Annotated in this window: 25 protein-coding genes and 1 pseudogene; 23 read left to right on the forward strand and 3 right to left on the reverse strand. The window is 41.9% G+C overall.

All coding sequences use genetic code 11. The features are described 5' to 3' along the window. Nucleotides 1-27: 27 nt before the first annotated feature. A complete protein-coding gene (pabB, locus tag QLH32_RS14395; RefSeq protein WP_267980567.1) occupies nucleotides 28-1,383 on the reverse strand; it encodes an aminodeoxychorismate synthase component I in 1,356 nt (451 codons plus the stop codon). A gap of 519 nt (nucleotides 1,384-1,902) precedes the next feature. On the opposite strand from pabB, the gene filA reads away from it, so the two are divergent. The 7 genes and pseudogenes from filA (at nucleotide 1,903) to filF (ending at nucleotide 10,100) form a co-directional block, all read left to right on the forward strand. Further along, nucleotides 1,903-2,955 (forward strand): putative pilus system protein FilA, encoded by a 1,053-nt coding sequence (gene filA, locus QLH32_RS14400; protein WP_283266754.1) that lies wholly within the window; start codon nucleotides 1,903-1,905, stop codon nucleotides 2,953-2,955. A gap of 354 nt (nucleotides 2,956-3,309) precedes the next feature. Continuing rightward, nucleotides 3,310-4,143, forward strand: coding sequence for a putative pilus system C39 family peptidase FilB (gene filB / locus QLH32_RS14405; RefSeq protein WP_267980046.1), 834 nt, complete (start codon nucleotides 3,310-3,312; stop codon nucleotides 4,141-4,143). Between the two features lie 47 nt (nucleotides 4,144-4,190). Beyond that, a complete protein-coding gene (gene filC, locus QLH32_RS14410) occupies nucleotides 4,191-5,318 on the forward strand; it encodes a putative pilus system protein FilC (RefSeq protein ID WP_267980047.1) in 1,128 nt (375 codons plus the stop codon). Nucleotides 5,319-5,330: 12 nt separating this feature from the next. Beyond that, nucleotides 5,331-6,995: a putative pilus system OmpP1/FadL family transporter FilD gene (gene filD, locus QLH32_RS14415; RefSeq protein ID WP_267980568.1), complete on the forward strand. Its 1,665-nt coding sequence runs from the start codon at nucleotides 5,331-5,333 to the stop codon at nucleotides 6,993-6,995. A gap of 53 nt (nucleotides 6,996-7,048) precedes the next feature. Then, nucleotides 7,049-7,126, forward strand: a pseudogene (locus QLH32_RS19870) (hypothetical protein); the annotation flags it as partial. A 51-nt stretch (nucleotides 7,127-7,177) separates the two neighbouring features. Beyond that, on the forward strand, nucleotides 7,178-8,110 hold the full coding sequence (filE, locus tag QLH32_RS14420) for a putative pilus assembly protein FilE (protein WP_432442318.1): 933 nt from the start codon (nucleotides 7,178-7,180) through the stop codon (nucleotides 8,108-8,110). A 19-nt stretch (nucleotides 8,111-8,129) separates the two neighbouring features. After that, entirely contained in the window at nucleotides 8,130-10,100 is a 1,971-nt protein-coding gene (gene filF, locus QLH32_RS14425) for a putative pilus system protein FilF (RefSeq protein ID WP_283266757.1), read from the forward strand. A gap of 44 nt (nucleotides 10,101-10,144) precedes the next feature. Here filF and QLH32_RS14430 read toward each other — a convergent pair whose 3' ends face one another. Then, on the reverse strand, nucleotides 10,145-10,693 hold the full coding sequence (locus tag QLH32_RS14430) for an NUDIX hydrolase (protein WP_283266759.1): 549 nt from the start codon (nucleotides 10,691-10,693) through the stop codon (nucleotides 10,145-10,147). A 129-nt stretch (nucleotides 10,694-10,822) separates the two neighbouring features. Between QLH32_RS14430 and QLH32_RS14435 the strand changes: the two genes are divergently transcribed. The 7 genes from QLH32_RS14435 to fghA all read left to right on the forward strand — a co-directional run bounded on the left by QLH32_RS14435 (nucleotide 10,823) and on the right by fghA (nucleotide 16,898). Further along, entirely contained in the window at nucleotides 10,823-11,428 is a 606-nt protein-coding gene (locus QLH32_RS14435; protein ID WP_411956081.1) for a CoA pyrophosphatase, read from the forward strand. Nucleotides 11,429-11,460: 32 nt separating this feature from the next. Continuing rightward, nucleotides 11,461-11,988, forward strand: coding sequence for a gamma carbonic anhydrase family protein (locus QLH32_RS14440; protein ID WP_283269357.1), 528 nt, complete (start codon nucleotides 11,461-11,463; stop codon nucleotides 11,986-11,988). Between the two features lie 141 nt (nucleotides 11,989-12,129). After that, nucleotides 12,130-12,813: a tRNA (adenosine(37)-N6)-threonylcarbamoyltransferase complex dimerization subunit type 1 TsaB gene (gene tsaB, locus QLH32_RS14445; RefSeq protein WP_283266760.1), complete on the forward strand. Its 684-nt coding sequence runs from the start codon at nucleotides 12,130-12,132 to the stop codon at nucleotides 12,811-12,813. 18 nt (nucleotides 12,814-12,831) lie between these two features. Then, a complete protein-coding gene (locus QLH32_RS14450) occupies nucleotides 12,832-13,653 on the forward strand; it encodes an undecaprenyl-diphosphate phosphatase (RefSeq protein ID WP_283266762.1) in 822 nt (273 codons plus the stop codon). Beyond that, a complete protein-coding gene (locus QLH32_RS14455; RefSeq protein WP_283266763.1) occupies nucleotides 13,653-14,456 on the forward strand; it encodes a class I SAM-dependent methyltransferase in 804 nt (267 codons plus the stop codon). Before QLH32_RS14450 ends, QLH32_RS14455 begins: the two co-directional genes overlap by 1 nt. 182 nt (nucleotides 14,457-14,638) lie before the next feature. Next, nucleotides 14,639-16,084, forward strand: coding sequence for a C13 family peptidase (locus QLH32_RS14460; RefSeq protein ID WP_279959558.1), 1,446 nt, complete (start codon nucleotides 14,639-14,641; stop codon nucleotides 16,082-16,084). Beyond that, complete coding sequence (gene fghA / locus QLH32_RS14465) at nucleotides 16,053-16,898, forward strand: S-formylglutathione hydrolase (protein ID WP_283266764.1); 846 nt, start codon at nucleotides 16,053-16,055, stop codon at nucleotides 16,896-16,898. The genes QLH32_RS14460 and fghA overlap by 32 nt, the downstream gene beginning before the upstream one ends. A 27-nt stretch (nucleotides 16,899-16,925) precedes the next feature. Here the strand turns inward: fghA and QLH32_RS14470 are convergent, their stop codons facing one another. Further along, nucleotides 16,926-17,201, reverse strand: a complete 276-nt coding sequence (locus QLH32_RS14470; RefSeq protein WP_283266765.1) for a DUF2218 domain-containing protein — start codon at nucleotides 17,199-17,201, stop codon at nucleotides 16,926-16,928. A gap of 177 nt (nucleotides 17,202-17,378) precedes the next feature. On the opposite strand from QLH32_RS14470, the gene rpe reads away from it, so the two are divergent. The 9 genes from rpe (at nucleotide 17,379) to argJ (ending at nucleotide 25,198) form a co-directional block, all read left to right on the forward strand. Further along, nucleotides 17,379-18,065, forward strand: coding sequence for a ribulose-phosphate 3-epimerase (gene rpe, locus QLH32_RS14475; RefSeq protein WP_283266766.1), 687 nt, complete (start codon nucleotides 17,379-17,381; stop codon nucleotides 18,063-18,065). Between the two features lie 441 nt (nucleotides 18,066-18,506). Next, a complete protein-coding gene (locus QLH32_RS14480; protein WP_283266768.1) occupies nucleotides 18,507-18,932 on the forward strand; it encodes a hypothetical protein in 426 nt (141 codons plus the stop codon). Between the two features lie 74 nt (nucleotides 18,933-19,006). Beyond that, nucleotides 19,007-20,884 carry a copper resistance system multicopper oxidase gene (locus tag QLH32_RS14485; RefSeq protein ID WP_283266770.1) on the forward strand — a complete coding sequence of 626 codons (1,878 nt, stop codon included), beginning with the start codon at nucleotides 19,007-19,009 and terminating at the stop codon, nucleotides 20,882-20,884. Further along, on the forward strand, nucleotides 20,871-21,755 hold the full coding sequence (locus QLH32_RS14490) for a copper resistance protein B (RefSeq protein WP_283266771.1): 885 nt from the start codon (nucleotides 20,871-20,873) through the stop codon (nucleotides 21,753-21,755). Before QLH32_RS14485 ends, QLH32_RS14490 begins: the two co-directional genes overlap by 14 nt. 82 nt (nucleotides 21,756-21,837) lie before the next feature. Beyond that, nucleotides 21,838-22,344, forward strand: a complete 507-nt coding sequence (locus QLH32_RS14495) for a BRO1 domain-containing protein (RefSeq protein WP_283266772.1) — start codon at nucleotides 21,838-21,840, stop codon at nucleotides 22,342-22,344. Between the two features lies 1 nt (nucleotide 22,345). Continuing rightward, nucleotides 22,346-22,891, forward strand: coding sequence for a hypothetical protein (locus QLH32_RS14500; RefSeq protein ID WP_267980063.1), 546 nt, complete (start codon nucleotides 22,346-22,348; stop codon nucleotides 22,889-22,891). Between the two features lie 166 nt (nucleotides 22,892-23,057). After that, nucleotides 23,058-23,375 carry a DMT family transporter gene (locus tag QLH32_RS14505; RefSeq protein WP_267980064.1) on the forward strand — a complete coding sequence of 106 codons (318 nt, stop codon included), beginning with the start codon at nucleotides 23,058-23,060 and terminating at the stop codon, nucleotides 23,373-23,375. 20 nt (nucleotides 23,376-23,395) lie between these two features. Then, nucleotides 23,396-23,884 (forward strand): methylated-DNA--[protein]-cysteine S-methyltransferase, encoded by a 489-nt coding sequence (locus QLH32_RS14510; RefSeq protein WP_283266775.1) that lies wholly within the window; start codon nucleotides 23,396-23,398, stop codon nucleotides 23,882-23,884. An 81-nt stretch (nucleotides 23,885-23,965) separates the two neighbouring features. Next, the gene (argJ, locus tag QLH32_RS14515; protein ID WP_283266776.1) at nucleotides 23,966-25,198 is read left to right on the forward strand and encodes a bifunctional glutamate N-acetyltransferase/amino-acid acetyltransferase ArgJ; all 1,233 of its coding nucleotides are present in this window, start codon (nucleotides 23,966-23,968) and stop codon (nucleotides 25,196-25,198) included. Nucleotides 25,199-25,306: the final 108 nt, after the last annotated feature.

Consider the following 25,306-nt stretch of genomic DNA (forward strand, 5'->3'; position numbering starts at 1 on the left):
GTATCGCATACGCCCTATTTGTACCGATTATGAAGCCTCATTTTTCTGCCATGTGTTGAGCAAATCAAGCATGGCAGAGATTTTATCAAAACATTCCTGATATTCTGCTTCAGCATCAGAAGCGATGGTAATGCCACCACCTGCCCAGACCGATAATTGATCCTGATACTTTTGAATACTACGAATCAGGATATTCCAGCGTCCTGTACCATCAAAATTGAAATAACCCAAACTGCCACAATAGGCGCCCCGTGGTGCTCCCTCAAGCTCCTCAATAATCTGCATGGCACGAATTTTAGGTGCGCCCGTAATTGAACCACCAGGTAGGGCAGACAATAGCATCTGCATTGGATTGACATCTTGCTTTAAAGTTGCTGTGATTTCACTGACCATGTGATGCACTTGATTAAAGCTCTCAATTTCAAAGAGTTTACTTGTCTTTACCGAACCAGTTTCCGCATAAACACTGAGGTCATTACGTAATAAATCTACAATCATCACATTCTCAGCCTGATCTTTTTCAGAGTTACTGAGTTTGGCTTTGGAAGCTTGATCCTGTTTGGAATCATCAAAGCGTGGCATGGTTCCTTTAATTGGTCGGGTCTTGATTTTTCTCTCATGCTGAAATTCGATAAATAACTCAGGTGAACAACTGAGTAGCTCAAAATCATCAAGTTTTAGATAACCTGCATACGGTGCATGGGTCAATTGCCATAATTCTTCGGCTTTATCTAATAGCGTTCCTTGTACTGTTGCCTTAAATTCTTGTGTTAAATTGATTTGATAACAATCACCTGTCTTGATGTACTCCTGAACCTGATTGAATGCTTCAAAATATTGTGCTTTTGACCAACGGGAAGTGCATTTTTTTAAGAGTTGAAGTGTTGTTAATTCATTTTCTTGGGCTTGGTTGAGAAGTCTGGAAATAGTTTCATAAATATTCTGCGCTTGTTCCTCATCACTATAAAAATACCATGCACCATCCTGAAACTTTAAAAAGGTAGAATATTTACCTAGAAAAAAGCTGGGTTGTAGATGACTAGAGACATCAATAAATTGATCTGCACTATAGTCATAGCTAAAGAAGCCAATATAACCACCCTTGAAAGAAATATCGTGCCCTAAGGATTCTAGAGAATGATTAAAATTTGAGAACTCAATCACTGATGTGACATCTTGATTTATTTGATATTGATTAAATTGAATTTGATGAAACTGTGTCAGCGTTGACTGCTGAAATTTCAGAAAATTTTTGGGTAGAAATCCAATAACAGGAAAATTTTGGTCATTGAGATACACTAAACCAGTTAGATGATAAAGTTTCGAGAGAAGCGTAAATGCAGAAATGAGTTGCGTGTTAAGCTTTTGCTGGAAATAAGACATAAAACGAAAGTACATTCATATACATTTGGATAGATAAATTGTACTACAACGTTTCACATGTTACTGATCTTTATCTTGCCTTGAACTGGAAATTGATCAATATTTGAGAAATATGAGGTTTATAATTATTTTATGAAATAAAGTGTATTGAGTTTTGAATTAATACAAGTAAAAAGAGATTTTGTTTACATTTTGAAAACCAGAATTTTACTAATTAACAGACAAGTATTCAAACTACTTAAATTGATTTAAAAAAGAATTTTTATAAAAAATTATATTTATCTTTATCTTATGAAATAAAAAACTATAAATTTTAGATAAGAAGATAATGCCGTTTATCGGGTAGTCTATAAAAAGTGCTTAACAGGAGTTGAACATAAAATAACAAACAGGTAATTTAGTACTTGCTAAGCGAACTACTCAAGGATTGGAAGTTCAAGTTGTCATTAAGAAAAAAACGACCGCGAACAGTTTAGAGTAGTGAAAGTCAAAAAATAAATGCTCTTGGGAGAGTGCTCAATGAAAATGTTTACTAAACTTGCTTTAGTTTCTTCAGTGGCAATTAGCGCAAACGCTATGGCTATGCAGTCTATGGATGATGCTGCACTAAGCGCTGCAACAGGTCAAGACGGTATCAATATCGGTATCGGTATTTCTCGCGTTGAAATTGATAAAGTTTTAATTCACGATAATGATGGTTTGAGAGCAGATGGTGGTTTGCCAGCAGATCCTACTACTACTCCACCTACTGCAGTAACAGTTGGTTCTAAAGGTGGTACAGGTACTGCGGGTGCAATCGTATTGGGTAATGCGACAACTAAGGGTGTTGTAATTACTGCAAATACTGCATCACTTTTAGCTAGCCATAACCTGGCTGATATTGTAATCGATACTGATGCGGGTACAGGTACAAATGGTGCGTTCATTAATATCGCTGCTGAAGTTTCAGGTTTAAATATTGACATTGGTCCAATTGGTGTATCTGCTTCTAATGCTGCAGGTTCTACTGTTCGCCGTGGTAATGATGCTTCTAACTACAATGAAATTTTATCTGGTTTGTCTTTAAAAACGGGTAAAATGGATGCAAATATCCAGTTAGGTGCTGCTCCACAAGGTGCCATGATCGTATTAAGCACGACTATGCAAGGTGGTTTGGAAATCACAAATCTTGGTATTAATGATGCATCAACTAACGGCGCAACTATTGGTTACACTAATGCAACTCCTCCTGTTGCTATTACAACAACTGCGAATGGTGTAATCCAACTTGATAGCATTCGTGTTTCTGATAGAGCTGGTGCTGACTTAACGATCAATGCGAAAGTGGCTGTATATGGTGAAGATACTGCTGGTGGTAAAGGTTACCTGCAAATCGCAACTGGTTCTGGAGCAGCATACAGTGCTACTTCTGTAGCAGCTACTGACTCTCAAGATGTTTACATCAAGGGTGTTCATTTAGGTAGTGCAACAGCTGCTTCAATCGGTGATGTAGAAATCCAAGGTTTAGCAACTTACTATGGAGCTACTGGTAGCCAAAAAGCTGGTGCTTTGATCAAAATTTCTGGTCACTAATCAGTTACCAAACAAAAAAAGCGCATTATGCGCTTTTTTTGTTTTTATTTTAAAACTTTTTTGCTGATAATATCTCGGACTTAATGACTAAGATTCAGATGAAAAATGTTATGTAATAGGAGGTAAAAAGGAATTAAATAAATAATATTGTTTCTATATTGTAATATTTATCACATTAAACTATAAAAATGAGTCTAAAGTATAAAATAAGACAACATTTCGTCAAAAAAAACTAAAAAAAAGCTGTTTTTTTTTATAAAAGAAGGTATCTTCAACAAACAAGGATGGGGTGTTTACGGACACTAACAATAAAATGAATAAGGCAAGTTGTGCCATGGTTAGAAAAAGAGACTTATGTTAGAGATCGCTTTAGGCTCAGCATTGATGTATTACTTTACAACGCAAGCCTTCGAAATAGAAAAAAAGCCAGAGGGGACTGTGTATTACACAGAAACGTTGGATTCTCGTAACCCTTCATTTACTCGTAATCACCGTGAAGCTGTTACGATTAGACCTGCTGTGGAATATCAGTTCCGTGGAATTGTTCGCCAAGCATATGATTATAGCTGTGGATCTGCTGCATTAACCACACTTTTGAACGGTTATGGCGGTTTACGCTTAACAGAACAACAAACCATGAGTGGTCTTTTACAGTACGGTGAATATCAGCGAATTATCGAGCGACGTAGTTTCTCGTTATTAGATATGAAGCGTTTTGTTTCTGCGTTGGGTATTAATAGTGGGGGATATCGTGGTGAGTTTTCCGACCTTACAGCACTGAAACAACCTGCCATTGTGCCTATTACCTATGCTGGTTTTAAACATTTTGTGGTATATAAGGCATATAAGGATGGGAGAGTTTACGTTGCTGACCCATCATTGGGTAATATAAGTTTTGATGAGATCCGCTTTAAAGAGATATGGGATAACAATACGTTATTTATTGTTGATATCCCTGAACAATATAGAAAGAACTTTTTAGCTTTACAGGATTCGGATATGCGTCATGTAGAAGATGCAACAGTGAATCGATATGCATTTGCCGAAATTCAGTTCCCAACACAAAAGTTTGAACATAATGCAGATAAAGCCTCAACAATGCGTCGGGTATTAGATGCAGACCCTAACTCATCAACTTATAACAAACCGATTAACACTTATATGCGCTTATATTACAAGCGGAAGTAATTCTGGAAAATCAGCAAAATTAATGTATGAATAGGATGCAAAGTAAAATGAATAATACATGGATGAAAATGAGTGTATTGGCGTTAAGTTTAAGCGCAATTACATCTTCACTTTATGCTGAAGAGCAGGCATCACCTGATGTTGTAACTGAAGAACAATCGCAAGTGGGTACTGCAAGTAATCCAGAACCAGTGCCTGTAACTACGGATTCAAATGCCACGGCCACTGAAAGTGGGGCCAATCAAGCTGCAACTGCATTACAAAAAAAAGAAAGTGATGCAACCCAGGAAACAAATTTGCAAGAAGTGTTTACTTCTAATGAACGCCAATACTCATTAATTAAGAAAGGCATTTTCTCATCCTATTACGATCTAGATTATACCTATTACCGTGATAGTCGTCTTGATTTAGCAATGAATGATAGTAATAGTTCCTTGTCAAGATTACGTGTTGAAGAAGATGCCAACCATACTTTAACAAATACGTTTACAGTCCAATATGGCTTTCTCGATAATGTTACTTTATCTGCATCTTTACCCTTTGTTGCGAAGAATGACTTACTTCAAGATAAGACAACGGCAGGGCTAGGCGATTTAAGTTTCAGTGCACGTTGGGAACCATTCCCATTAAAACAGGGACGTCTTCCACTTGTTTTATTTGGTAGTTTATCAACAAAAACGGGTGATAGTCCCTATGATGTGGGTGTGGATGAACTGTCGACAGGTAAGGGGTATTATTCTGCTGGTTTTGGGGCGAGTACACGAAAATATATTGATCCTGTTGTGCTGTTTACCTCTGTGTCTGCCAGTTACGGTTTAAAAGAGTCTGGATTAAATCAGCTACGTGGTAGTCGTATTTTAGAAAGTTTTGATCCAGGGTTGAGTGGGGGCTTCTCTTTCGGTTTTGCATACTCCTTTAACTATGATGTGTCTTTGACAATGTCATATCAACAAAGCTTTAATACAGGTGCAAAATTCTACTTTAAAAATGATGAAAGTTATCAATCCGCTGATCAAAGTAGTTCCATGTTGTCTTTTGCGCTTGGGGTTAGGGTCTCACCTGAGACAATCGTCAATGGTTCAGTTGGTATTGGTTTAACTGAAGATGCACCAGATGTATCTTTGGGCTTATCTTTCCCGCTTGATATTATAGGCTTTGGTAAAAAGCTTCGTTAAGGAGAGATAATGGTGAAATACCTTAAATTATGTCCCTTAACTGTAGCAGTTTTTCTTGCAGGTCTATCTAATCTTGCAAATGCACAATTGGGACAGGACTTATCAGTTGACCTTCGATCACTTTCTTTAGGGAATGCTGTTACAGCGGATCCACCTGGGATTAGTGCAGTTCACTTTAATCCAGCAGCATTGGCAAAGCTTGATGGTTTACAAACCGATGTGCAAGGTATCTTGGCAAATTTTGCCATTAAACGGGACTATTCTGCACCAGCGGGTTATAACGTTTTTGGATATTCTGATGATCCGATAGTCTGTAATGATGGGCCTGAAGTGGATGCCAATATCTGTACAGACTTTAAAGGTACAGTAAGTGGTGATGTAGAATATGCCAGTCTTTACGTTCCAATTTTAAAGAAAATTGTCGATTTAGGACCTGGTTATCCAGTTGCAGCGCCAACTGCTGGTATTTCGTATAAGCCACCAGGTTCAAAAGTTACATATGCAACGGCTATTTATGCACCTTTGGTTGCAGGTTTTGGTGCTGAGGATGGTAATCCCAGTAACTATATGGGACAACAGGTTGCTTTAGAGCGTATTACGTATCTCTCACCATCTTTTGGTTACCAAGTTAATGATAACCTATATCTTGGGGCATCATTTGGGATGTCTTATCAAGCGATTGCCATGAAAACAGATCTACGTTTCCCTAATGAACTGGTTGGGGTGTTACGTATGGTGGATGAAGTCGTGTGTGGTCCATTTAAAGAGAATGGCGATATTATTACTGACCTGCTACTTTTTGGTATGTGTAATGCAAAAGAGGGAATGAATCCTTTTAGTAAAGTTGGGGCCTTGGATGTTTCACTCGAGCAGTCATTGAGCCCAAGCTATAATTTAGGATTATTGTGGGAACCAACGGATGATTTTAGTTTCGGGATGGTATACCAGAGTGAAGCCAAAATGCGTCTGCATGGTAAATACCTGATTAATGTTGCTGAAGCACCGCAACAGTTGATTGCGGGATTGAATTCATCTGCAACTGGTCAGATTCTTGCGGCGATTTTAGGCTTTCCAAGTTATGCACCAGCTGTGGAATCTGGTTTATTGGCAATGGACTTTAAATATCCTCAGCATTTTAAAGCAGGTATTAAATATAAAATATTCCCTGATCTACAAATGAATTTTGATTTGGGATGGACTGATTTTTCAGCATGGGATAAATTCAGATTTGAGTTTGATCGTCAAATTTCTCTCTTGAAAGTTGCTAAATTACTTTCTAGTGATGTGACTGATCGATCATTATCACTTCCATTAAAATTTCAGTCTTCATGGCGTTGGGGACTTGGTTTTGAATACTCTGCAACAGATCGTTTAAAGCTGCGTATAGGATATGAGCCACGTACCAGTTCAATTCCTGATGATAAGCGTAATACGATGGTGCCAATCAACAATGCTCAGTTATTTGGCTTAGGTGCAGGTTATCGTTTTGATCAGGATACTGATATAGACTTAACCTTGGGTTTTTTACGTAGCCGTGATGATATTCCTGCTAATACCAGTAGCCTCTCGAATAAGACAGGTGTGGATAATATTTTATTAAATCCTTATGCAGGGTTGGATGTTAAAACCAATACCAAAGTAACACTCCTTGGTATTAACTATAGAACAAGATGGTAATGCAAAAGAAAAGGATTCAATACTCGGCACTTGTAGTATCAGTGTTTTGCATAATGGGTACTACAAGTAGCTCTGCTGTATATGCAGATGGTTTTTACACAATTATTGGGCCAGATGGACGGCCAATGATTGTACCTAAAAAATTGGATTCCCAGCAGGCTAAGGCTGTAGGGCAGCCGAAAATGGTTAAACCATTAAAACAGGCTCAGGTTGAACAGGCGCAAAAGAGCGATACCCAAGCTCAAATAACGTCTCCATTACAAAAAACAGCGAAGACGTCGGTTGATTTATCCCGAAATGTTGAACAATCAGTAATAGCATCTAAACCAGTGTTGGAAGAGCAAAAAAAAGGAGGAGGGAGCTTAAAACAGCAACCATCTGCATTGTCCCAAATACAGTCCGTTACACAATTTGGTGAGGGGCAAGATCAGGCAAATGCTTTTACTCAGGTTGATGGTGTTGAATATGTCAATAGTGAGTATTTGGAAGATCAAGAATTTAACTTGGATGGGAAAAAACGGTTTTATAGTATGCCTGATGGTACAGGGCGTTTTGAAACAATTGAACGTAAAAAAGGAATAAGTCGTACAGTGCTGGATAAGTTCATGAACCGCACACAGCAAACCAATACACCAATTGTTCTGGCCACAAGTTATGTTCGATTGTCTGAGCAGGATCTGACATCGGCATTTGAAAGTGATCATTGTTTTCTGCAGAATTATACTAAGAAAATTAAAACACTGACACCTCAGAAAGAGGTAGGACTGTGGCCTCGCAAACCGTTAAAAGAAAAGTTTGAATATGAGTTGGTTCAGTTGGATTCTGCAATTCAATATATACAGGTTGATTCTTATTCATCAAGCAATGGCAAGCCTGTTTATTATTGGCCTCTGGTTGTTTTTCTAGATGAAGCAGGTTGTATACAGGAGGGAGTGAGTGGGTTCAAAAATAACCTAACGGTTGCGACAGTATTACAACACTCAGCTATTCAAGGTGTGATAAAAGTACCAGCGCGAGCAAGTTATTTGATGATGACACCCTTGGCATCAGCAGTAGATGTTCCTGAACAGGAACTTTCGAATCAAGGACAGATAAAACTTTCCGTTTTACAATAAACAAGGATAGGATGACCCAATGATAAACAAAAAAATTTTATTGCCATTTGCACTTTCAACATTGGCTATTCTTATGCATGGTTGTGGTGGTGAAAGTGCTAAAATTAATGAAGATCCAACTACTGGGGTTAAAGGTGTAACTTCAAGTACCAGTTGTGATATCACGGCAGATGATTGTTTACAATTCGCATTGGATTATCCTGTGGCAGGCCTAAATTTTGATTGTAGCAGTGATACAGCTAACCATTTTGCCACAAAGTTAGACAGTAATATCGTTACAGGTGCCTGTAAACTGGGTGACACAGCAACTTTTTATATTCAGGGAGCTTCAAGTGCGAGGAAAATTAATTTAGGTACTATTAAACTAGATGATATTTCCAAGCTGAAACTTTCTACCTTGCCGCGTATTCGTATCATTGATTTTGCGACGGCATTGACAGGAATAGCTCCATCTTCATTAAGTGAAAGTGATGACACCATACGTGTTGCAATGGCTCTGGTCAAAATTTTACAGGGTGTAAGTACAACTCAAGATAATGTGGTTGGTGATTTACAGCAAATCACATTAACTAATGAGAAAAAGGACCAATTGGGTGAGATTAGTAAGGATATTGGTGTATCTGAGTTAAAAAGTGGTGAATATGCTGAGATATTAAAACCTTGGGTTGATATTTCACAAGTAACGGATCAACAGGCGTTCACCATGTTGAAGCAGCTTTTAAATATTAGTAATTCAGGTGTATGGCAAGCTGAATTACCAATTTATAAACCAAGCACTGGTATGGCTGCATCTGATGGTGGGGTTACTCCAGATGGTTTCTTTGGTTGTAATAAAGCTAAATATGATGATTGTATGAATGCGGGTTCAAATAACTTACTGCATTCAATGGGAAGCTTTCTATTATTATCAGACCGTCAAGGCTATACTTTAGGATATGGGGAACAATGGCGCGGTAATGCAAGTATTTCCAGTGGTTTAGTTCTTACCCCTTATATATTGACGACCTTGGTAAAACCTACAAAAATACAGCTAAATGCTCAAAATACCTGGTTAAATCTTATTAGTCGAGAAATTAATGGTAGTCAACCGCTGCGATTTAATGCAACTAATGAGTCAACAGAAGATTTACTATTAACACAAGGTAAATTGATGAATGGCGCAACGATTGCAGGAACAGAAGCGATTTATAGACAATTAATTAAAGATTGGGATATTTCAATTGATGCAAAACACTTAGGTTTATGGCAACAAACCATTGGCGGTGAAGCGTATAGAGGTGTAATAGATATCTATAAAGTCAATCCATCAAGTTATCTTGATAAAAAGATTTTTACAACCGAAGCGAATGTAAAGTCTGGAAAAGCCTATGTATTCCCATTATATGCAACCCTAACTTTTAAATTTGCTGATTCTTCTATAACTCCAAAAGAAGTTAATGTTGGTATCGTGATTAATGAAAATGGTGATATCCGTACTGATATCAAGAAAGATCCGACAACCACGGATATGTCAGGGAATTGTTTAACAGCCTTTGCAAAAGATGATGGGACTTATTTGGATACAGATGGGGTTACACAATATCGTATTGGGACAACGGGAGCAGCTTTGTTTTCTACCAATGATAAATCTGTGACTGTCCGTATGATTCTATCCAATCCTAAATTTGGTTTAGTTGATGGTGCACTGTTTGGCTTGAATATAAGTGATGGGACAGGCGCAAAAATAAATATCCATAATTTATTGGATGGGCAGGCAACGGGGATCACCCTAACAAACTTTGCAAATAATGCAGTGACTTGGTCAAATAGTTATGCGTATTATCAGAACACATATATTCGTATATATGATGATGAAAACACCAATAAGAATCAGTATGTTAAACCGACAGATGAAGAGCGTGAGCTTGCAAAACGCTATTCAGGAACAGTGAGTATCAATATTGCTGATCAAAATATTCCTGCTTGTAAGGCTATTAAGATAAAATCCTAATCTGAAAAAGATCACGAAAGACCGCTTTTGCGGTCTTTTTTGTTTTAACCTGTATGATCTAAACGGGTTCCCAATGTTTCTAAATGAGATGGAAATAGCCCATTTTTACGATCTGCAAAATAATGTTTTAATGTTTGTTCTACGCTAGGAAAGGCAAGTTCAGTCCATGGAATCTCATGTTCTTCAAATAAGCGACATTCTAGACTTTCCTCGCCAGCACCAAATTGTCCCTGTTTTAATTGTGCCTTGAACAAGACATAGATCTGTCCAATACGGGGGATATTGTACATACAGTACAGTTGTTCAATTTCAACTTCAGCCTCAGCTTCTTCGCGGGTTTCACGAGCTGCGCCCTGTTCCATGGTTTCAAACAGTTCCATATAACCAGCGGGTAAGGTCCACAATCCATAGCGGGGTTCAATTGCCCGACGGCAAAGTAATACCTTGTTGTCCCAAAGTGCTAATGCTCCACAGATCACTTTGGGATTTTCATAATGAATATTGCCGCAATTTGTGCAAACCAAACGTGATTTATGATCACCCAGTGGAATTTTTGCCTCAGTTTGATGTCCGCATGCAACACAAAAGCTCATAATTATCATCAGCCGTAGAGATAGCCCAGCATAACTGAATTTTTATCTGTTCGCATCATCATCTATACTGACAACTCAAATTTCAGCTATGATGATTTATTAGGAAAGTAAAAAGAAGAGATGAGTGATATGGAACAGCCGTCGTTAATACAGCTTCTACAACAACGGTTGCGTTTTTCCAAACGAATCCAGCAGGCAGATGCCGCAGTTTTGATTGCGATTACTCAGGAAGTCCAACCGAAAGTCTTGCTGACACGTCGTTCCATGCAGTTGTCACAACATGCGGGAGAGGTCTCGTTCCCAGGTGGCAAGCGTGATCCAAGTGATACCAGTAATATTGTGGTTGCCTTACGTGAGGCGCAGGAAGAAACTGCGCTTAATCCATTTGATGTCAAGCTTTTGGGTGACCTGCCTATTCAGCGTGCCAGAAGTGGCATATCGGTGAAGCCGATTGTGGGATTGATTCCTGCTGAGGTTGAACTGATTGCCCAGCCTACAGAAATAGATCGCATTTTTTTTGTGCCATTGCAACAGTTAATAGAAGCGCCGCCTTTACCTTATGAAGTTCGTCTGGCACGTCAATCCCTTTATTTTCCAAGTATGCAGGTGGAAAGTGAAATCGTGTGGGGCTTAACGGCGCGTATGCTGGTTTCTTTGTTTCAGTATGGTCTGGGTTATCAAAAAAATTGGCCTTTTCTGGTCAATCCACCGCATTTTGGATTATCCAAGTTTTAAATCGTATTTAATCAAGTCGAGTATTCATCATGATGTATCGCTATCAGGGATTAAGTCCAAAAGCATTGCATGAGCCTTGGGATGGCTGGGTTGCACCAACTGCAACGGTGATTGGTCAGGTTGAGCTGGGTCGTCAGGTTAGTATCTGGTTTGGTGCTGTGGTGCGTGCCGATAATTGTGTGATTCGGATTGGTAATTTTTCCAATATTCAGGAAAATGCCGTTTTACATACCGATGCAGGCATTGAAATCGACATTGGCGAATATGTAACAGTTGGACATAAGGTGATGTTACATGGTTGTAGCATTGGTGATAATTCATTGATTGGCATGAATGCGGTCATTTTAAATCATGCCGTAATTGGCAAAAACTGTATTATCGGGGCCAATGCTTTGATCCCTGAGGGTAAGGTGATTCCAGACAATTCTGTGGTGATGGGTTCGCCTGGCAAAGTGGTGAAAACACTGGATGAAAAGGGAGCCGCCCGTTTACGTTTAAGCGCTTTGTATTATGCAGAACATTATAAGAATTTTCTGGAACTGGAAGAATTTAGCTTTTAATGATTTACTAATTAAATCTCAATCTTGCCAAGTAGACACTTGGCTTTTTTGTATCTATAAAAAGTGAATAACTCGCTTGGCACGTTAGAGTGGAGTATGATACTCGACGTTTTTTCTCTTTCTGGCACTTAGGGTTTTTGCATGAAATTGCTTGCACTGGAAACTGCAAATGAGCAGTGTTCTGTTTCATTGGTGGATGATACCCAAGAACTGTTTTTCCAACTGGATGAACGAACCAAGGCGCAAACGCAAACCATTTTGCCATTAACTGAACAGGCCTTGTTGCAAACTCAGACCCAACTTACTGACTTAACTGTAATCGCCTTTAGCCGTGGCCCAGGTTCATTTAGTGGGGTACGCATTAATGCCGCAGTTGCGCAAGCTTTGGCCTGGTCACATGACTTGCCTGTGATTGCGGTATCCAGTTTGCAGGCTTTGGCTCAGGCAGCCTACCGTTTAACGGGCTTGCAGCAGGTGAGCGCTGTGCTGGATGCACGAATGCAGGAAGTTTATATTGCCAGCTTTAGTCTGGATCAACATGGCATTATGCAGGCCGTGGATGAAGAAAGATTATTAAATTATCAGCAGGCAGCCGAATATTGCCAGTTTACTGCGATTGGTTCGGGTTCAGGCTTGATTAAGCCAGAGCAAATAGACTCATCTGAGGCTTCCACGCTGAAGATCATGGCGACTGCACAGGATATTGCAACAATTGCCCGTGTCTATGCGAAACAACAACAATGGGTTGATGCTGAACATGCGCTGCCTGTGTATTTACGCGATGATGCATGGAAGAAAATTCCAGAACAAGGCAAAGCAAATTAATACGAATTAAGGTTGAGTATGGATCTTTTATTGCTATTTAAAGCGGCGATTATGGGCTTGGTAGAGGGGATTACTGAATTTCTACCCATCTCAAGTACAGGGCATTTAATTTTGGCGGGGCAACTGCTGGATTTCTGGACGGTTGAAAAGCGCGATATGTTCGCGGTTGCTGTGCAGATTGGTGCGATTGCCGCTGTGATCTATGAGTATTGGGGCAAGTTGTGGGGGGCTTTGATTGGTGCGCTCACAGGGCAGGAACAGGGCCGCCGATTAAGCCTTAACCTGATTATAGCCTCAATTCCAATCGTGATCATTGGGTTGAGCTTTGGCGATGTGGTAAAAGCCTATTTATTTAATGCGATTACCGTTGCAATCGCGTTGATTGTGGGTGGTTTTATTATTTTATGGGCGGAACGCCGTCCGCATCAGATCGTAACTCAGGAAGTGGATGATCTAAGCTTTAAGCAGGCAACCTTAATTGGCTTGATTCAGTGTCTCGCCTTGATTCCAGGCACTTCCCGTTCTGGTTCAACCATTATTGGTTCATTGTTCCTGGGCGTTTCACGTAAAGCTGCGGCTGAGTTTTCATTCTTCCTGGGGATTCCTGTACTGATGGGTGCAGGTCTGCTGGACATGTATAAGATGCGTCATGAGTTGCATAACAATGATATGGCAGTCTTGGCTGTTGGAATTATAGTTGCCTTTATTTCAGCGCTGATTGTGATTCGTGCTCTGATTCGTTATGTCTCCAAGCATGATTTTACTGCTTTTGCCTACTACCGCATTGTATTTGGGCTGTTCATTCTGGCAACGTGGTGGACAGGTTGGGTGCATTGGTAATGCAGATGATCTGTTGGTATCAAGCTGAGTATCAACATCAGTTTCAGCAACTGCAAACACGTTTGGCTGAATTGCATGTTCAGCTTGATGGGCAAGTGGTTGAGAAGATCAATGCACGTTTTTTGCGCCTGAATCCAGAGATGGCACTGGTGCTGGATGAGGATGGTCTAAGCCTTGCCGCCAATGGCATGAAAATGCAGCCTGACTGGCGTGCCGAGATTCCGCGATTAAAAAGGGCCAGTTTAAAATCTGAGATGATTGCCAGAGCATGTCAGCTTGGAGAAAAGCCCACACTAGTTGATGCGACCGCAGGTTTGGGACATGACAGTTTGCTCATGGCCTACCTGGGTGCGGATGTTCGTCTGGTTGAACGTCATCCGATCTTGTTTATGTTGTTGGAATATGCAAGAGCACAGGCTGAACAGGATCCATTTTTACAGACTTTCGTGTCACGTATTCAGTTGGTTTTTGCGGATTCCAATCTATATTTGCAGCAATTGGCTGAGCAAAATCAGCAGGTGGATGTGGTGTACCTAGACCCAATGTTTCCACAGCGTGACCAGAATCAGCAGACCATAAAAAAACAGGCGCAGGTTAAGAAACAAATGCAGTTGTTGCACCTGTTATTGCCTGAAGATGGTGAGATGGACTTGGGCGATCAGTTATTGGATTTAGCTCGGAAAATTGCCAAACGTGTAGTGGTAAAACGTCCGCGTCATGCCATTTATCTGGCGGATCAAGCTCCTGATCATCAATGGCTGGGAGATGCCTGTCGTTTTGACGCATATTTTGCCAAAGTTTAAATTCGCATCGGATTCAGTTGATTGTTTGGCTTGCGTCAATGCTCAGTAAAGATTTGTGATATAGTGCAAAAGCATGATTGCTAAAAAATTCTTGTCAAGCTTACACTAGAGTTGTGCATCACACTTTTTGAAAAAGTAGATTTTCAGTTTAGTCTTGAAAAGAGAAATAGCTAAAGAATTTTATGATAGACCTCAAGCCCTCCATTAATATCTGGCACGATTTTAAAAGTAACCAAATTGCTGGAATGTGGTTGTTTCTGGGGTCACGCCGTTCCCTACAGGTGGTGCATCCTTCAATAACCCAACTGATTCTGTGGGGCATTCTGGGGGGATGTACCAACTCGCTTTATGGCTGGCTGGTTGCTGGGCAAATGGGGGACTTTAATCCCCAGGGTTTGATTGGATATGCACTGTGGCCATTTATTGCCTTAATTGTCGGTATTTTTCTTTCCCAGCGCATGAACCAGCCTCGCCTCATGCTGGTGCCTGCGTTGCTGTGGTTGGTGCTTGATACCAATATCCTGTTGTTACAATGCCTGATTCAGTATTTGGGATCAAACGGTTACCTGAACTTTATCCCTGACAGTATTTATAATGGTTTTTTACCCCCATTTTTTGTTGGCTTGTTTGTCTGGCAGAGTCTGGCAGTCATCTGGGTTTTTTCCCGTGCATTAAAATGGCCGTGGTGGGAGCGTGTACTGGTGATTGTGGCAACTATTGCCACAATGGTGGTATGGCAATTATCCGTTAAGGACCAGCCGATCTGGAAAGTGGAGGAAACACCGCCAAGTTTCAGTGAAGAGGCATTTTATGCGCAGGGCCATTTGCTTGAGACGGCACTGGATCAAATACAATATGGCGATATTGCCCAAAGCCACTGGTATTTTATGGGAGTGGCGGGAGATAGTTATGCCGATGTGTTCAAGTCGGAAATTGAACGGATAAAAGAGCAGTTTGATACCCGTTTTGGAACCTTTGGCCGTTCGCTGATGTTGATCAATAATCCTGCCACACGTCTGGATGTGCCAATTGCCTCTAAAACCAGTATGGAACTGGCTTTGCGTCGTATTGGCCAGCAAATGAACCGTGACAGTGATGTGCTATTTCTGTATATGACCTCACATGGTGAACGGAATCATTTTGAAATTGAAAATGCACCGTTAGAGCTTGGGCAGGTTGACCCGAAATGGCTGCGTGAAACACTGGATAAGTCAGGAATTCGCTGGCGTGTGATCGTAATTTCGGCCTGTTATTCGGGCAGCTTTATTCCTGCCTTGCAGTCACCTGAAACATTGATCATTACCGCATCAGCGGCAGATAAAACCTCATTTGGCTGTAATAGTGAGGCCGACTATACCTATTTTGGTCGGGCATTTTTTGATTTGGCAATGCGTGAGCAGTCTTCAATCAAACAGGCATTTGACCAGGCCAGACAAACAGTGACCAAATGGGAAAAGGCACAAGGCTTTGAACCATCAGAACCCCAATGGTCAATTGGGCGTAACATGGAATTGATGCTGCCACAACTGGAGCCTTATTTGTTTCCTACACAAAATATGACAACAACAGATACTACAAAAACACAGGATAATGAACATGCAACTACTGCAAAAAAATCGTTGTTTTGAGGGTGAGCAACGGATTTACCAGATTGACTCGCAGCATCTCAAAGGGCTGAGCAAGGTTGGGGTTTATCTGCCACCAGCCGCATTAGAGGGCAAGCCATGTTCAGCCTTATTCTATCTTGCTGGTTTGACCTGTACGGAAGAGACCTTTGCAATCAAGGCACATGCACAACGTATGGCTGCACGTTTAAGTCTGATTTTAATTACACCAGATACCTCACCGCGTGGAGAAGATGTGGTGCAAGGGGATCATTGGGACATTGGGCAGGGTGCAGGTTTCTACATGAATGCGATACAGCAACCGTGGGCTGAACATTATCAAATGGAATCCTATATTGTTGATGAGTTGTATGCGCACGTATTGCAGGAGTTTCCAGTTATTGAAAATCAAGTTGGAATCTTTGGTCATTCAATGGGTGGACATGGTGCATTGACACTGGCATTTAAATATCCTGAGCAATTTAAGTCTGTTTCCGCCTTTGCGCCCATTTGCGTACCAAGTATCTGTCCTTGGGGAGAAAAGGCATTTAGCCAATATTTAGGCACTGATCAACAACAGTGGTCAGCACACGATGCGACTGCTCTGGTCCAGCAAAAGGGTGGCATTTTTGAAGAAATCCTGATTGATCAGGGACTGGATGACCAGTTCTATGCGCAGTTGAATCCTGAGAAATTTAAGCAGGCCTGTCTTGATGCAGGGCAGCCTCTCACCCTACGCCTGCATAAAGGCTATGATCATGGCTATTACTTTATTCAAAGTTTTATTGATGACCACCTACAGTTTCATGCTATTCAACTGGAGAAAGCATTAAACTAAATACAGGAAGCTCATATGAGCTTCTTTTTAATGATGTGTCCACTCCACACTAAATTCCTGTCCTGCCATTCGATTTAAATGGGCAAGTACCACCTGCTCCAAATGGGCAACATCTTCCTGCTGGTTTTCAATCAGGACATCCAGATGCTGTTCATGTGGACTAAGCGTGACTATTGCGGTTGGCATAAAAATCTTGGAATGAGTTTCCGTTTCTGCCACTTCGAATTTATGTTTCCAGTGATTAATTAAACGTTTGCTAATGCGTCTTGCTTCGGTAGTGTTGATCTGTGTGGTACTGTTCATCTTGTATTTCATCCTGTTGTTGCTTGCATAAACATAGCAAAGCCAGTTGTAAATGAAAATAGTTCTCATGAAACGGGCTGTTGCAAGTTTGCAATGCCAGCAGGCTAACTACAGACGGAAGTGTTATAAATTTGCTATAATTTGCCCATCATTTTCTCAGTATTCGTCAGGTTATCCATGTCCAAGCCCTATTTAATTGCACCGTCAATTTTATCTGCTGATTTTGCACGTTTAGGTGAAGACGTGGAAAAAGTGTTGGCGGCAGGCGCAGATGTTGTGCATTTTGATGTGATGGATAACCACTATGTACCTAACCTGACCTTTGGTGCAGGTATATGCAAGGCACTGAAAAACTATGGTATCAAGGCGCCGATTGACGTGCATCTGATGGTTTCGCCTGTGGACCGTATGATTGGCGATTTTCTGGAAGCGGGTGCCGACATTATTACCTTTCACCCAGAAGCATCAGACCATATTGATCGCTCGCTACAACTGATCAAGTCGGGTGGGGCAAAAGCAGGACTGGTGTTTAACCCAGCCACGCCGTTGCACTATCTGGATTATGTGCTGGATAAAGTGGATCAAATCCTGTTGATGAGCGTCAACCCTGGTTTTGGTGGGCAGAAATTCATTCCAATGACTTTGGAAAAATTACGTCAGGCACGTCAGATTATTGATGCCAGTGGTCGTGATATTCGTCTGGAAGTGGACGGTGGGGTTGGCCCAGCAAATATTCGTGAGATTGCAGCAGCGGGTGCGGATATGTTTGTGGCGGGTTCAGCGATTTTTGGTCAACCAGATTATAAAACAGTGATTGATCAAATGCGTGCAGAACTCGCCCAAGTGGGTACGGTCAAGGTTTAATAAGAGTAGTGATGAGTCATCGTTGCTCTGCTGATCCTCGCCACTCGAGCATAGCTCTCGTCTTGCGCAGCTAAAAAGCTTCGCTTTTCTTAACGCTGCTCATGTGGATAACTTTGTTTATAACTGGGTGGATAACCGTGTTGATAAGCAAGTGGATAAGGTGTTGTTAAAATAAACAAAATGATTTCAGTTGTTTATATTCACAGCAAAATAATCGAAAAAGGATAGATATCTGTCCTTTTTTTGTGCGCTAACCTATTTATTTTGCTTTATTTTTATCCAATTTTTATTTGGTGGGAAATTGTGTGATAAATCAGCAGATTTTCTTTAAACTGAGTCTGAATTATCAGAATTTAAACATGAAGATGATTGTGCATAAGTATGAAAGAAATTATGCTAAATACATTGACTTAGTTTGATCATTGAAACAGGGAACCTAACGTGCAACTGCGCCAAAAATACAAACATCTGTGGTTTGTATTCCTGATGATATTCTTCATCGGGGGAAGTGGTGTGGCTGTTGCAGCAGTTCAGGCGATTCAATCTGATCAAAAATCTTATACAACAACCCAGAAAATGCCTTGCCATGAGCAACATATGATGGATCAACATCATCATATGTATGGGTCGCATGTTGATACAACCAGTTTGACAAAATGTCATGATGGAAAAATGCATCATGACCAGTATTGTCAGGACTGCAATAGTCCTTCACATTGTCAGGCAGTCAATCTTGCGCTTGATCAGCAGGCACCCAGTTTATCCTCCTCATCATTTTTAGAGCCTGATTCATATAAAAATACCGATTATCAAGCTCGGCATCTTGCTGGCTATTGGCAGGAAATTTTACGCCCTCCTAGAACCTGATCTATTAGATTCCGTTGAAATTCCCCTCTTTTTAAAGAGGGGCTAGGCGATATTTAACAGATTGGGATTATTTTATGTCTTCAAAATTATATGCTGGCGTTGTTGCCAGTTTGAGCCTATTGCTTGCACCAGATAGTTGGGCTGCAATTAAGGAATATCACCTGAATATCGATCAGGGCATGGTCAACGTAACAGGGAAACCTGTCAAACGAATGACAGTCAATGGCAAGTTTATTGCCCCGCTTCTGGAGTTTGAAGAGGGTGACGAGGCGGTAATCCATGTGCATAACCAACTCAAGGATCAGGACACCTCCCTGCATTGGCATGGGCTGCTGTTACCTGGATTGATGGATGGTGTGCCTGGTTTTAATGGCTTTCAGGGCATTAAGCCAAAGGGTGATTTTACCTATCGTTTCAAGGTGCGTCAAAACGGAACCTATTGGTATCACGCCCATAGTAAAGGACAGGAACAGGATGGTTTATATGGTCCTCTGGTGATTTATCCAAAAGGAAAACAGCCTGTTGCCGCACATGAAAAAGCAGAGCGTGACTATGTGGTGATGCTGTCGGATTTTCATGAGTCTGATAGTGCCCAGATCATGGCAAACCTGAAAAAGTCCGCCGAATATTATCAGAACCAGCGTGAAACAGTAGGCGATGTCTGGAAACAGGTGAAACAGCAAGGTTTAAAGGCAAGCTGGCAAGACCGTGCAATGTGGAACCAGATGCGGATGTTAAAAACCGATTTATCTGATGTTACGGGTTATAGCTTTTTAGTTAATGGTCAGACACCACAACAGAACTGGACAGGTGCCTTTAGAACAGGTGAGAAAGTCCGCCTGCGTTTTATCAATGCTTCAGCCATGTCTTTTTTTGATGTACGTATTCCAGATTTAAAAATGACGGTGATGAGTGCTGATGGTCAGCCTGTGCAACCTGTACCAGTAGATGAATTTCGGATTGGTGCGGCAGAAACCTATGATGTGATGGTCGAGCCAACGCAGGCACATTATCAAATTCAGGCAGAGTCGATTGACCGTGCTGGTTTTGCGATTGCATCACTGCAAAACGAAATGCGACCAAAACAGCAAAAGCTTGAAATGCCGAAAGCCCGTCCGCGTGCATTATTGACCATGGATGATATGAGACATGGACAAATGGATATGGACAAAATGGATCATGGCTCACATCAGCAAATGAACATGGCAAATATGGATCATGATGCACATGCCCAACAACAGATGCCACAGGAAAAACTGGTTTCCACAGCAATGCAGCATGAGGGGATGGTTCATGGCTCGCATCAGCAAATGAACATGGAACATCATTCACATGACCAGATGCAGATGTCAGCATCGGCAATGTCTGAGCATAGCCAGCACCAATCTATGGCATCTTCTGAAAAAGATCAGCCTGATACCGTGCAGGGTTGGGCCAATGCCTCCACACCAGCAGGGCATAAGGCGTTGCAGTATGCCGACCTGAAATCATTAATACCCCAAGCTGATACCCGTCCTGCTGAAAGAGAGTTGGTGATCCGTCTTGGCGGTACGATGGAGCGTTATATCTGGACGATTGATGGCAAGAAGTTTAGTGACAAGGACTTTGAACCCTTAAAGGTGCGCTTTGGTGAGCGTATCCGCCTGAAATTTGTCAATGACAGCATGATGGCCCACCCGATGCATCTGCATGGCATGTTTATGCAACTGGAAAATGGCCAGGCACCACAGGACATGCCCAACAAGCACACGGTGATTGTACCGCCAGGCAAGACCGTGACCGCCATGCTGACCGCAGATGAGTTGGGCGAATGGGCGATTCATTGCCACCTGCTATACCACATGAGTGCAGGCATGATGAGCAAGCTGATCGTGGCAAATGTTGATGACACAAAAACGCCGATGCAAACGCCTGTTCAGTCTTCTCAAGGAGAAAGCCATGTACATCATTAAGCCAACTCCTGAAATAAAACGCCATGTACCCTTATTGCTAATGGGTGGAATGATATGTTGCCTGAGTGCTGTGGCTTATGCACATGAAGAGCATAATCACATGACAGATGAACAGCCCGTTATGCAGATGGATGCATCATCAGCGATGCAACATGAACAACATCAGGTCGCGTCTCCTGTAAAGGTAGAAGTTGACCATGCACAGCATGATCACCACCGTGAACATGGTGGGCAGATTTATCAGGCCGCCAGTCTGGAGAATGCGTGGACGGTGGATGATCATGGTCGGGGCAGTGCCAGCAGTAAACTGAAAACCTGGGTGGGCACGGATGAACATAAGGTGTTCATCAAGGCACATGTGGAAAAGGCGGAATCTGAACGGACACAAACTGATGCAATGGCTTTATATAGCCGTAGTATTGCTGACTTTTGGGATGTACAGGTGGGTGCTCGCCACCAATATCAACCTGAACAGTGGCAAGATAAAAATCAGTGGAGTGCCGTAGTCGGCTTACATGGTTTAGCCCCCTATTTCTTTGAAACCAAAGCTTATCTCTATGCAGGACAGGATCAGCGCTGGCAGTTCAGTCTGGAAACCAGCCGTGATGTACTGTTTACCCAGAAATTGATTGCACAGCCTTATTTAAATGCGGATCTGGTTTTAAATGATCAATCAAAATATGCACAAAAATCAGGTGTGTCCAAACTACAAACAGGCGTGCAGATTCGCTATGAAATCAATAAAAAAGTGATGCCGTTTATTGACCTTGCATATGCCTACCATCAAGGTAACAAGCAAACCGCATGGCAAATGGCTTCAGGGCGTGAGCAAGGTGGACTATATGGTGCGGGGCTTACTTTAAAGTTCTGATACTCCGTCTAAAATGTCACTTCACTGAGATACTGTTGGTTTATACTGACAGTATCTTTTTTGAGTCATTCATGGTGCATAAATGGCTTTAGAACAACAAGACAGGCAAATAACAGATCATGCAAATCAAGGGGTAAATTCAAAAGAAAAACCCCAGGCTTCTTTTCAGTCCCAAGCAGGATTCATTTCAGCAAATGGCAGCATGAATGTCAGTTTTTACTATATTCCCCATATGAGCAGTGTTGTGGAAGCAACACGTGTACGCAAGGCATTAGTTCCGTTTGTTGATTTATTGGTTGAGCACAGTATTGACCTGGATGCACGTCATTTAACCCTCTACCATCATCTACCGATTGATGAGGTTACCGCTGCCTTGCAGCGCCTGAGTCTGGGGGCTGAACTACAACAAACCATGTCCCATTATGAACCTGTGGAAATCGCGTCATTCCAGCAGGAAAAGACAGATTCATTCAATCAGAACAAGACCTTTACAAAAAACCAGCTCAACCCCATTCAACAATTTTTTTATTCCGCTTTAGAAAAGCTCGGGCAATGGATCAAGGTATTACAAGGCAAAAAGGATGAATAATATGCCAAGATGGATGTATGGCTTGCTGGGATTGGCTTTGGCATGGCTGGTCTGGACCAATCTGCTTAAACCCGCTCCAAATGTGAGTCAAATTACGACCCAGCAAGGTGTACAGGTGATGGCACTGGAAAACTATGAGGGTTCATTTCGTGTACTGGGACGGGAAGACTACAATCTAGGCCGTGAAGCAGAATTTTCCCCTATGGACATTGCTGTGGGCTGGGGTGAAATGGCAAATCCACAGGTGTATAAGCAGATTGACATTTCCCAGAGTAACCGTTGGTATCACTGGCGTGTTGACCATGAACCACCGATTTCGTTTAGGGAAATTGAAACACACAGCGCCAACATGCATTTGGTTCCAGCAGATGCCTATGTGGCATCGCAAATGAAGAAAATTAAAAAGGATGATCTGGTCTACCTCAAAGGTGCATTAATCGAAATTCAGGCACCCGATGGATGGCGCTGGAAAAGTTCCTTGTCCCGTGAGGATACAGGCAATGGTGCCTGTGAATTGATGCGTGTGGACAGCATCATTTGGCAATAGAATATACAGAATAACAGTCCATGCTTTTCAAAAGCTTAGGCAATATAGATACATAACAATTCACATAACTATATATTTTACAGTAAACTTCTAGGCTGGGAGGACGACCTCCCCAGAAAAGAATCACGTTGGGACGACCCAACCATTAAACAAGATGAATGTAAAAATGGCGTGGGCAATTTTAATTTTGGCAGGTGTTTTTGAAGTCATTTGGGCATACTCAATGAAAATGTCTGAGGGCTTCACACGTCTCACCCCAAGTGTGGTTACGATTGTTTTTATGATTTTAAGTGTGGTTTTGCTCTCCATATCAATGCGTACACTTCCTTTGGGAACAGCCTATACTGTGTGGACGGGGATTGGTGCGATTGGTTCCTTTATTCTGGGCATTATGGTGCTGAATGAACCCATGACCGCAATGCGTATGATCGCAGCCGTTCTGATCGTATCTGGTTTGGTTTTGATGAAGCTGTCATCACATTAAAAGATTTAAGGAGAGAAAGAATGCAACTGGTTTATATGTATATGGACTCTCCTGTAGGCGCATTAAAACTGGTTGCTCATGATCAGGCTTTGGTCGCCGTGATGTGGGACAATGAAGACCATAAACGGGTACGCTTGGCGGAGTTGATTGAGAATGTTCAACATCCAATGCTGTTAAAAGTGAAACAACAATTAGAACAATACTTTGCAGGGCAACGTCAGCAGTTCGATCTACCACTGGATTTTCAGGGAACAGATTTCCAGCAACAGGTATGGCAGGCTTTACTGACCATTCCATACGGAGAGACGCGTAGTTATAAGGACATTGCACTCCAGATTGGCAATGAAAAGGCAGTGCGTGCGGTCGGGGCTGCCAATGGTAGAAATCCAATTTCAATTATTGCACCGTGCCATCGGGTGATTGGTTCTGGTGGGGCTTTGGTGGGTTTTGCAGGTGGTCTGGATAAGAAGCAGATTTTATTGAGTTTGGAACAGGGGCAAATTCAATAATCTATATGGCTAACACTCGATTTTAATTGCCTTTTGGAATAAGCTTAAGTCTTTCATAACAAGTTGAATGGGTATTTAAAAATGGCTGTTGGTGACGTAACGATGCCGCTGATGCATGTGGTGCAGGGTGTGAAAATTGGCTCAACTGAGGCGTATGTACGTTATCCAAACCGACGTGATCTGGTCATTTTTGAATTTGCTGAGGGTTCAAATGTTGCGGGTGTGTTTACCCAAAGTGCATTTGCCGCTGCACCTGTTCTACTCAGTAAAAAACATCTGGCGGAAAGTGCTTCACAAAAACAGCCACGTTACCTGATTATTAATACAGGCAACGCCAATGCCGCCACAGGTACAATCGGTTATAAAAATGCGGAGGCAACCTGTGCCAAACTGGCTGAACTGACAGGGGTGCAAAGCAGTCAAATCCTGCCATTTTCGACAGGTGTAATTGGTGAGCAACTGCCAATTGAACGTTTGCTGCAAGGCATTCAACCAGCGTTGAATGATTTAAATGCCGATCGTTGGGCTGATGCCGCGTCAGGCATTATGACCACAGACACCACACCAAAAGGTGCGTCTGAGCAGTTTGAGCTGGATGGCGTGACCTATACCATGACGGGCATTAGTAAAGGTGCAGGCATGATTCGCCCGAACATGGCGACCATGTTGAGTTTTGTGGCAACCGATGCGCCGATTAGCCGTGAACGGGTACAAAGCCTGTTGCAAACCACAGTTGAGCATTCATTTAACCGCATTACCATTGATGGTGATACCTCTACCAATGACTCCTGTATTTTTGTCGCCACAGGTCTGGCAGGTGGTACGGAAATTACCACTCAGGATGATCCACGTTACCAACAGGTACTGGATGTGCTTGCCCGTATTATGAATCGTCTGGCGCAATTGATTGTCCGTGATGGTGAGGGTGCAACCAAGTTCATCACCGTTCAGGTTGAGGGTGGGGCAAATACGCAGGAATGTTGTGATGTTGCCTATAGTGTGGCTGAATCTCCATTGATTAAAACCGCTCTATTCGCTTCTGATCCAAACTGGGGCCGTATTGTGATGGCGATTGGCAAGGCGGGTGTACCGAATCTGGACAGCAGCAAGGTGCAGGTCTGGCTGGGTGATGTGCAAATCTGTCTGGATGGTGGTGCCAACCCTGACTATACTGAAGAGGCGGGTGCAGCGGTAATGGCTGAGAAAGAAATTACCATCCGTATAGACCTTGGTCGTGGTACAGCCAAAGACACGGTATATACCTGTGATTTTTCTTACGACTATGTAAAAATTAATGCCGATTATCGCTCGTAAATATGCGGTATAATAAAGCCTCCACAGTGGGGCTTTTTTTATATCATCCATTTGTGGACAATATGATTGATCCCGAAAGATCCGCATAGACCCACGTTATAAGTTTGC

The sequence above is a fragment of the Acinetobacter corruptisaponis genome (assembly GCF_030053775.1).
Classification (GTDB): Bacteria; Pseudomonadota; Gammaproteobacteria; order Pseudomonadales; family Moraxellaceae; genus Acinetobacter; species Acinetobacter corruptisaponis.

Excerpts from the sequence above, each read along its gene's own strand:
- pabB (WP_267980567.1), bottom strand. The coding sequence starts at position 1,383 with ATGTCTTATTTCCAGCAAAAGCTTAACACGCAACTCATTTCTGCATTT.
- filA (WP_283266754.1), top strand. The coding sequence starts at position 1,903 with ATGAAAATGTTTACTAAACTTGCTTTAGTTTCTTCAGTGGCAATTAGC.
- filB (WP_267980046.1), top strand. The coding sequence starts at position 3,310 with ATGTTAGAGATCGCTTTAGGCTCAGCATTGATGTATTACTTTACAACG.
- filC (WP_267980047.1), top strand. The coding sequence starts at position 4,191 with ATGAATAATACATGGATGAAAATGAGTGTATTGGCGTTAAGTTTAAGC.
- filE (WP_432442318.1), top strand. The coding sequence starts at position 7,178 with ATGGTTAAACCATTAAAACAGGCTCAGGTTGAACAGGCGCAAAAGAGC.
- filF (WP_283266757.1), top strand. The coding sequence starts at position 8,130 with ATGATAAACAAAAAAATTTTATTGCCATTTGCACTTTCAACATTGGCT.
- QLH32_RS14430 (WP_283266759.1), bottom strand. The coding sequence starts at position 10,693 with ATGAGCTTTTGTGTTGCATGCGGACATCAAACTGAGGCAAAAATTCCA.
- QLH32_RS14435 (WP_411956081.1), top strand. The coding sequence starts at position 10,823 with ATGGAACAGCCGTCGTTAATACAGCTTCTACAACAACGGTTGCGTTTT.
- QLH32_RS14440 (WP_283269357.1), top strand. The coding sequence starts at position 11,461 with ATGTATCGCTATCAGGGATTAAGTCCAAAAGCATTGCATGAGCCTTGG.
- tsaB (WP_283266760.1), top strand. The coding sequence starts at position 12,130 with ATGAAATTGCTTGCACTGGAAACTGCAAATGAGCAGTGTTCTGTTTCA.
- QLH32_RS14450 (WP_283266762.1), top strand. The coding sequence starts at position 12,832 with ATGGATCTTTTATTGCTATTTAAAGCGGCGATTATGGGCTTGGTAGAG.
- QLH32_RS14455 (WP_283266763.1), top strand. The coding sequence starts at position 13,653 with ATGCAGATGATCTGTTGGTATCAAGCTGAGTATCAACATCAGTTTCAG.
- QLH32_RS14460 (WP_279959558.1), top strand. The coding sequence starts at position 14,639 with ATGATAGACCTCAAGCCCTCCATTAATATCTGGCACGATTTTAAAAGT.
- fghA (WP_283266764.1), top strand. The coding sequence starts at position 16,053 with ATGCAACTACTGCAAAAAAATCGTTGTTTTGAGGGTGAGCAACGGATT.
- QLH32_RS14470 (WP_283266765.1), bottom strand. The coding sequence starts at position 17,201 with ATGAACAGTACCACACAGATCAACACTACCGAAGCAAGACGCATTAGC.
- rpe (WP_283266766.1), top strand. The coding sequence starts at position 17,379 with ATGTCCAAGCCCTATTTAATTGCACCGTCAATTTTATCTGCTGATTTT.
- QLH32_RS14485 (WP_283266770.1), top strand. The coding sequence starts at position 19,007 with ATGTCTTCAAAATTATATGCTGGCGTTGTTGCCAGTTTGAGCCTATTG.
- QLH32_RS14490 (WP_283266771.1), top strand. The coding sequence starts at position 20,871 with ATGTACATCATTAAGCCAACTCCTGAAATAAAACGCCATGTACCCTTA.
- QLH32_RS14495 (WP_283266772.1), top strand. The coding sequence starts at position 21,838 with ATGGCTTTAGAACAACAAGACAGGCAAATAACAGATCATGCAAATCAA.
- QLH32_RS14500 (WP_267980063.1), top strand. The coding sequence starts at position 22,346 with ATGCCAAGATGGATGTATGGCTTGCTGGGATTGGCTTTGGCATGGCTG.
- QLH32_RS14505 (WP_267980064.1), top strand. The coding sequence starts at position 23,058 with ATGGCGTGGGCAATTTTAATTTTGGCAGGTGTTTTTGAAGTCATTTGG.
- QLH32_RS14510 (WP_283266775.1), top strand. The coding sequence starts at position 23,396 with ATGCAACTGGTTTATATGTATATGGACTCTCCTGTAGGCGCATTAAAA.
- argJ (WP_283266776.1), top strand. The coding sequence starts at position 23,966 with ATGGCTGTTGGTGACGTAACGATGCCGCTGATGCATGTGGTGCAGGGT.